5 protein-coding genes are annotated in these 6,861 nt (G+C 49.8%); all 5 read left to right on the top strand.

Features of this window, described 5'->3' with window-relative positions:
- Window positions 1-90: 90 nt before the first annotated feature.
- The gene (locus tag QEH59_RS19020) at window positions 91-177 is read left to right on the top strand and encodes a PEP-CTERM sorting domain-containing protein (RefSeq protein WP_425609250.1); all 87 of its coding nucleotides are present in this window, start codon (window positions 91-93) and stop codon (window positions 175-177) included.
- Window positions 178-219: 42 nt separating this feature from the next.
- Window positions 220-993, top strand: a complete 774-nt coding sequence (locus tag QEH59_RS14505; protein WP_308986100.1) for an SGNH/GDSL hydrolase family protein — start codon at window positions 220-222, stop codon at window positions 991-993.
- A gap of 109 nt (window positions 994-1,102) precedes the next feature.
- Entirely contained in the window at window positions 1,103-3,289 is a 2,187-nt protein-coding gene (locus QEH59_RS14500; protein ID WP_308986099.1) for an NPCBM/NEW2 domain-containing protein, read from the top strand.
- Window positions 3,290-3,482: 193 nt separating this feature from the next.
- Window positions 3,483-4,148: a PEP-CTERM sorting domain-containing protein gene (locus QEH59_RS14495; RefSeq protein WP_308986098.1), complete on the top strand. Its 666-nt coding sequence runs from the start codon at window positions 3,483-3,485 to the stop codon at window positions 4,146-4,148.
- A 205-nt stretch (window positions 4,149-4,353) separates the two neighbouring features.
- Window positions 4,354-6,813 (top strand): right-handed parallel beta-helix repeat-containing protein, encoded by a 2,460-nt coding sequence (locus QEH59_RS14490; protein ID WP_308986097.1) that lies wholly within the window; start codon window positions 4,354-4,356, stop codon window positions 6,811-6,813.
- Window positions 6,814-6,861 lie beyond the last annotated feature (48 nt).

Raw genomic sequence — 6,861 nt, 5'->3', positions numbered from 1 at the left:
GTTACGGATAATCTCATCACCTTTACGGCAACGTATGATGCGAATGGGGCGATTCGTCTAAGTGAACTTGGCAGTTCGATTGTATTTGAGGTGACATCCATTCCAGAGCCTGCGACTTCTGCTCTACTTTTCGGTATAGTTGGGATGGCGTTTTTAGGGCTAGGTCGTCGTCGGTAGTCGGCTTAAGGTCACTGATCAAAACTTACGTTTTTTATTCAAATGATCACTAGAAATAGAATTAAACAATTCGCGGCAGGTGTGACTGTATTGCTTTGCGCATGCACTTTTAGTTTGCATGGGGTGCCAGAGGTGGGATCGGATGCAGAGTTCGATCGAAAAACAGATTGGACTTTTACTCCCGATGCAGCACTGCCGAATGTGTTGATTCTGGGGGATTCCATTTCGATCGGTTATACGCGTCAGGTGCGTGAGTTATTGCAAGGTAAAGCCAACGTCTATCGTCCGATGAGTGACGACGGTACCCACCCGCGAAACTGCTTTGGTACTGACGTTGGATTGAAGATCTGTCAACCAATGTTGCAGGCACATCAATGGGACGTGATTCACTTTAATTGGGGCTTGCATGATCTCAAGCATGTGAAACAGGCACACACAAATCAGAAGTCGAACGACCCTAAGGACCCTCAGCAGTCGACACCTCAGGAATACGACCAGAATTTGCGGGAAATTGTCCGTGAACTTCGTAAGAGTGATGCACGGTTGATTTTTGCAACGACGACTCCCGTGGTACCAGGGACGCTCAATCCGCTGCGCACGCCAGAGGCGCCGGTTGAATACAATGCCATCGCGGTGAAAATTATGGCAGAAAATCAGATTCGTGTGAATGATCTGCATGCCTATTGCCTGCCGAATCTAGCGGAGTGGCAGAAGCCAATGAATGTGCATTTTAAACCGAAGGGTTCGCAGGCGATTGCCGAACGGGTGGCTGCGGTTATCTCAGAAGAATTGGCGAACAAAGGACGTAGCTTGTAGGCGTTCGATGGAAGGCTCCCTGACCTGCGGACGAGACGATTCGTCCAGTCTAGATCGCGCTGGAACGCGAATGTCTTTGCGTATCATTAGCTCTGCCTAATGTGTAACTATGAATAAATTGGAATTATTAACGATTGCGCTTGCTGCGCTAATTGCGCAGCCACTAAGCGCATTGACGGAGTCATTGCCGCCACTAAAGGATGGCCAGTCGCCGCAGACCGTCGAGGCCGCGTGGGCGGGCTACGACCCGCGGCTGGAACCTCTTGAAACGCAGCTTATCAAGGAGTGGGAGGAGCAAGGCATTATCATTCGAGCGGTTCGCTATCGTATTGGGGTCTTTAAGGGACAGAAGTCCTGGATGGCGGCGCTGTATAGCTTTCCCAAAGGCGCACGGAATCTGCCGGGCATTGTCCAGGTGCATGGAGGCGGTGGTTTTGCCACCATACGCGAGTGTATTGACAATGGGAAGCGGGGATATGCCACCCTTTCTTTGAGTTGGCGGGGGGATGCAAAATATTTGAAGATGCATGACCTGCCAGCCGCGGCGCAAACGGATTGGGGCGCGGTCGAAGGGCGCCAGGTTGCTGGTACCCGGCATGTTAAGTCTGAAAGTGAGAAGCACTACGATCCTGTGGACTCGGCCCGCAACAACGGTTACTTTTTACGGACCCTTGCCGCTCGGCGCGCGCTGACCTTTTTAGAGCAGCAACCGGAAGTTGATGGTAGCCGCTTAGGCGTCAATGGATTTTCTATGGGCGGTGTGATTACTTATATGACTGCGGCTATGGATGATCGGGTGAAAGCTGCATCGCCTTGGTGGGCACCACCTCTGCTATTGGACGGTAGTCTGCTGGGGCGAACCGCTAAGACGAATGCTTATGCGAAACTTATTAAGTGTCCGCTTATGATCATGGCACCTTCCAACGATTTTCACGGTATGGTTGAGGATGTTGCCTGGATGGTTGATCATATTCCCAGCCAGGATGTGCATATTGCCCGCTCGGTGCATCTTAATCATAAGAATGACGCGAGTTCCATGGCCGCACGGGAACTGTGGTTCGACGCCAAGTTGAAGGGGGATTCTGCCTTTCCCAAACAACCGGAGTTCGTTGTCAAACTCGATGCGAGTAATCGCCACCCCAAGGTCTACGTTCGTCCGGACGATTCTATGCCGATCTCACATGTGGATATTTTTTACACACGTGATGGGAAGTATTCTGAAAATGCGACTAATCGGACGCGCTATTGGCAATACGCGAAGCCAACACGAGAAGGCCAAATCTATCAGGCAAGTCTCGACCTTTTTGACATCAATGAACCGCTTTGGGTCTTTGCCAATGTTTACTATGAGTTGAAACCGTCTGAGGATAGAGCTCCTGTTACTCAGTCATCCGATACGTTTACGGTGACGACTCGCTTGGCTATGTTTTCAAGCGAGGACCTAGCGCAAGCAGGAATCAAAATGGAATCTGAAACTTCATTCTTAATTGAACCCTTCGGAGCAGATTGGGAGAAAGAGTGGCTTATTTCCGATTATCGATGGGATTCCTATAAATTAAATAATGCGCGTATTCCGATGCCTGAATTTGGCAAACTGATGCTTGAAGTTCAGAGTGACGAAGCCAACCAGTTGACAGTCGAAATTGGAGGCTATCGTGGTGTTTTTAATATATCGGGAGGAGCCGATAACCAGCAGATTGAAATCTATCCTTTCGATCTGCAGGAAAAGAAAACCAAAGCTAAACTGCTGAATTGGTCCGCACTGAACCGCCCCATGATCCGACTCTCTACCAGTCGAAGTCAGTCGAAGCCTGAGTTTCTGAAATTAGCCTGGGAGCCTATTACAGAAGCAGCATTTTTGAGCAAGCGGCCTTTTCAATTGGGTGAGGTGAGGAAAACAGACGGCAGCGTCGTGCTCACTTTTGGCTTGGCGGATCAGATCGATGGTCGTTTCGACTCGGAGTGGAAGTCGGTGGAGCTCGACGACTCGATTAAAGGTGTGGATGTTACCAATGGCCTGCAGGTGCACTCTCCCAGTCAGCTCAGCTATTTCCTAAATGGCAAGTTCTCCACATTTTCAGCCACGCTCATACCCTGTTATCAGGCCTCGGTTACTTTTGAGATACATACCGATGGCAAGAAGGTATATGAATCTACTTACTTCAAAGGAAACACTCCACCCGAAGCGATTGAAGTCGATGTATCCGGGGCGCAGATGCTCAAGCTGATTGTCACCGAAGGCGGTAATGGCTGGGGCGGCGACTGGGTTCTGTGGGGGAAGGCCTCGCTGCGATGAGTTCATCAATGCCGTTTGGCAATTAACGTTTTAAGTCGATAAGGGCGTTTCCTCGCGTAATTGCGCGATGTGCAGAGGCCTTGTTTTTTGGTAATATCTTTTTTGAGGCGCTATTCATCAATAGCGCACTCTATACCCCTGCCTAGCATTTATAGTTTTATAATGAATAACTAACCCCAACAGAGAATAAATAATGAAGAAAATATTCTGTGCCCTAAGCGCTTTCATTGCCGTTTCTGGAGTCGTCCATGCGGAAGTGCTGGCAGACTTTAGCTTTACCGGAGATTCCGCGGCTTCCAGTGATAGCTCGATTTACAGTTCGCTTACGGCATTTAATGTCGGTGTTGGTTCAATTAGCGGTGAGCTCGTCTCTGCCACGGGCGCTGATGTGACTCAAAGTGGGGATGTCGATCCCGCTGGGACGGGAGCTCGCTACCAGAGTTTTACCCTGACCGTAACGGGCTTGGGGGCGGGGGAAACGCTGGATCTGACGTCACTGACTTATGATTATACTGTGATTCAGCCTCTCAATTTTGCCGTGGGCCTCTATTCGAGTGTCGATGGTTTCGCCAGTGCCGCCGCACAGCTGGATGGCGTGGATACTGACTTAGACTATTCAACCCCACAAGCATTTAACCAGACAGTTACCCTCTCTGCAGGAGACTTCTCGGGTTTGGAAAATGCGGATACGGTAGAATTCCGGTTTTATCTCGCGGATGGTTCGAGCTCTACGAGTCGCTATCACCAACTGGATAATATCGTTTTGAATGGCACGGTGAATGCGATTCCTGAACCGTCGATGCTGGGGCTAGTTGGGGTTGTTGGCTTGGCTGCTTTTTCGATCCGTAACAGGAAGTAAGAGCAATTCGAAGTCAGAGCTTCAATATTAGTATGATACGGATTCGTGTAGGCTTGTGATTCTCATAAGTTGGGGATCAAACAAGGCAAGCATCGAGCTGATTCGGTGGGAGTGATCACAGGGGTAGAATCGATGACATCTCCTGTAAATGCGCGATGTTCAATGCGGCTGCTTTCGACTATCTTCTTTATCGCTATTTTCTACGATGAATAAAATTGCAACGTTTACCCTATATTGCATCCCTTGGCTGTTTTTTTCGACTGCAAGTGCGGTCGATATCTATGTTAGTCCAAACGGGGCGGATACCCATAGCGGGCGCCTCGGGCAACCCTTGGCAACCATGGCTGCTGCTCAAATAAAGGTGCGCGAGTTTGCGGGTAATGAGGCGGTTAATGTGCATGTGGACGATGGCATTTATTATTTACGGGAAACACTTGTTTTTACGCCTGCTGATTCAGGGACTGCAAAGTATCCAGTGCACTATAAAGCCCAGAACGAGGGGCAAGCCATATTGAGCGGTGGTTTGGAATTGCAATTAGACTGGTCGCCATACCGCGACGGTATATTTAAAGCCAAAGTCCCCGCTGGGATGAAGATCGATCAATTGTTTATCGATGGAATCAATCAGCGGATGGCGCGTTTCCCGAATTATGATCCCTTAAAGAAAACGGAGCCATATCAGGGATATGCAAAAGACGCTTTTTCGAAAGAACGTGCTGCGAACTGGGCAGACCCCGCAGGTGGCTATATTCACGCCATGCACCGGGCTCGCTGGGGCGGCTATCATTTCCTCATTACGGGTAAAGATACCAGTGGTGAGCTGACTTACGAGGGCGGGTGGCAGAATAATCGTAAATCAAAAATGCATGAAGCGTATCGCATGGTGGAAAACATCTTTGAAGAATTGGACGCCGAAGGAGAGTGGTTTCATAATGCGAAGACAAATCTGCTTTACTACAAGCCTGTCAGTGGCACTGATTTGAAAACTGCGAAAGTGGAAGTCGTGCGCTTGCGCCATTTGCTTGAGTTTCGGGGGACCGAAGCCGATCCGGTCAGACATATCAGCGTGCAAGGCTTCGTGGTGCGCCATGCGGCGCGCACTTTTATGGATACCAAAGAGCCACTCTTGCGCTCGGATTGGGCGATTTATCGTGGGGGCGCTTATATGCTGACCGGCACAGAGCATATTCAAATATTGGATACCGAATTTGATCAGGTCGGTGGCAATGCGGTTTTCGTTAATAACTATAATCGTCACGTCCTGATTAAAGGCTGTCACATTCACGATACGGGCGCGAGTGGGGTCTGTTTTGTGGGGGACCCTGATGCGGTTTATAATCCCTTGTTTGAATATGGTCAGAAGAACGATTTAGCGACGATCAATCGAACACCGGGACCCAAGACAAATAACTATCCAGCACAATCGGTGGTGGAAGATTGCCTGATCCATGGCATCGGTCGCACGGAACGGCAACCCGCTGGAATTATGATGGATATGGCGTCGGAAATCACCATTCGAGATTGTTCGATCTATGATACGGCACGTGCTGGCATCAACATCGGTGACGGCGCCTGGGGAGGCCATATTATTGAGCGATGTGATGTCTTTGATACCGTATTGGAGACGCACGACCATGGATCCTTTAATTCCTGGGGGCGTGATCGTTACTGGCGCTCAGATCATAAGACCGCATCGCAGGCAGCGGTGGATGCGGATCCCACTCTACCGTTTTTGGATGCTTGGAAAACGACGATTATACGAAACAGCCGTTGGCGCTGTGAGCATGGTTGGGACATCGATTTGGATGATGGATCGAGCAATTATGATATCTATAATAACCTCATGCTAAGTGGTGGTTTGAAGTTGCGTGAAGGCTTTCGCCGGCGCGCATGGAATAATATCATTATTAACAACGGCCTCAGCTCGCATGTATGGTTTGCCAATAGTCAGGACGCAGTCACACGCAATATTATGGCCAAAGCGAATGGCCCTTACCTGCGTATGGTCGTTCCTGTAGATGGTTTAGTGGATTATAATTTCTACTACGCTGCCAATCAGGATACTTTGGCGGGTAATTATGAGAAATATGGTTGGGATGCACATTCGATGGTCGGAGACCCACTGTTTGTGGATCCGGAGCAGGGGAATTATTCTGTCAAACCAGAGTCACCCGCTTTCGAGGTCGGCTTTAAGAATTTTCCGATGGATCAATTCGGGGTCAAGAAGCCTCCGTTGAAAGCCATTGCCCAGACGCCTTTCATGGGGATGCACTCAGGCGATACAGTCGTTAAAATTAACATGGCAGACCCTCTGGCCAGGAAGGCTGCTGCGAAAGCACGGACCTGGTTAGGGGCGACCCTACATGGCTTGCAGGGGCAAGAGTTCTCCGCGTATGGAGTCACTCAGGAGGAGGGAGGGATTGCCTTGGCAGCCGTGCCGAATGACTCGGCTGCAGCGGATGCGGGCTTGCAGCTGGGTGACTTGGTTCAGGCGATCAATGGGATTGCTGTATCCAATACCGATCAATTCTTTCAGGCCTTGTCTGGTATTCAAGCGCCTTTGCTTCAGTTAAAAGTCGTGCGTGACCAGCAAACTATTGAGCTCGAAGTGTTACGGCCTTCGCCCGGGCCTGCTGCTGTTCCAGCTGATGGAGGCGCAGGCTGAGTGGGGATCCCGCCGATCTTTATTCAATAAATTACCCATTTAAAGAAA

Source organism: Thalassobacterium sedimentorum (assembly GCF_031127905.1).
GTDB classification, from domain to species: domain Bacteria; phylum Verrucomicrobiota; class Verrucomicrobiia; order Opitutales; family Coraliomargaritaceae; genus Thalassobacterium; species Thalassobacterium sedimentorum.
The sequence above is the reverse complement of the archived record's forward strand: the minus strand, read 5'-3'. Positions and strand labels throughout refer to the sequence as shown.

Bases quoted from the DNA above. Each gene is read 5' to 3' on its own strand.
- QEH59_RS14505 (WP_308986100.1), top strand. From the start codon at position 220: ATGATCACTAGAAATAGAATTAAACAATTCGCGGCAGGTGTGACTGTA.
- QEH59_RS14500 (WP_308986099.1), top strand. From the start codon at position 1,103: ATGAATAAATTGGAATTATTAACGATTGCGCTTGCTGCGCTAATTGCG.
- QEH59_RS14495 (WP_308986098.1), top strand. From the start codon at position 3,483: ATGAAGAAAATATTCTGTGCCCTAAGCGCTTTCATTGCCGTTTCTGGA.
- QEH59_RS14490 (WP_308986097.1), top strand. From the start codon at position 4,354: ATGAATAAAATTGCAACGTTTACCCTATATTGCATCCCTTGGCTGTTT.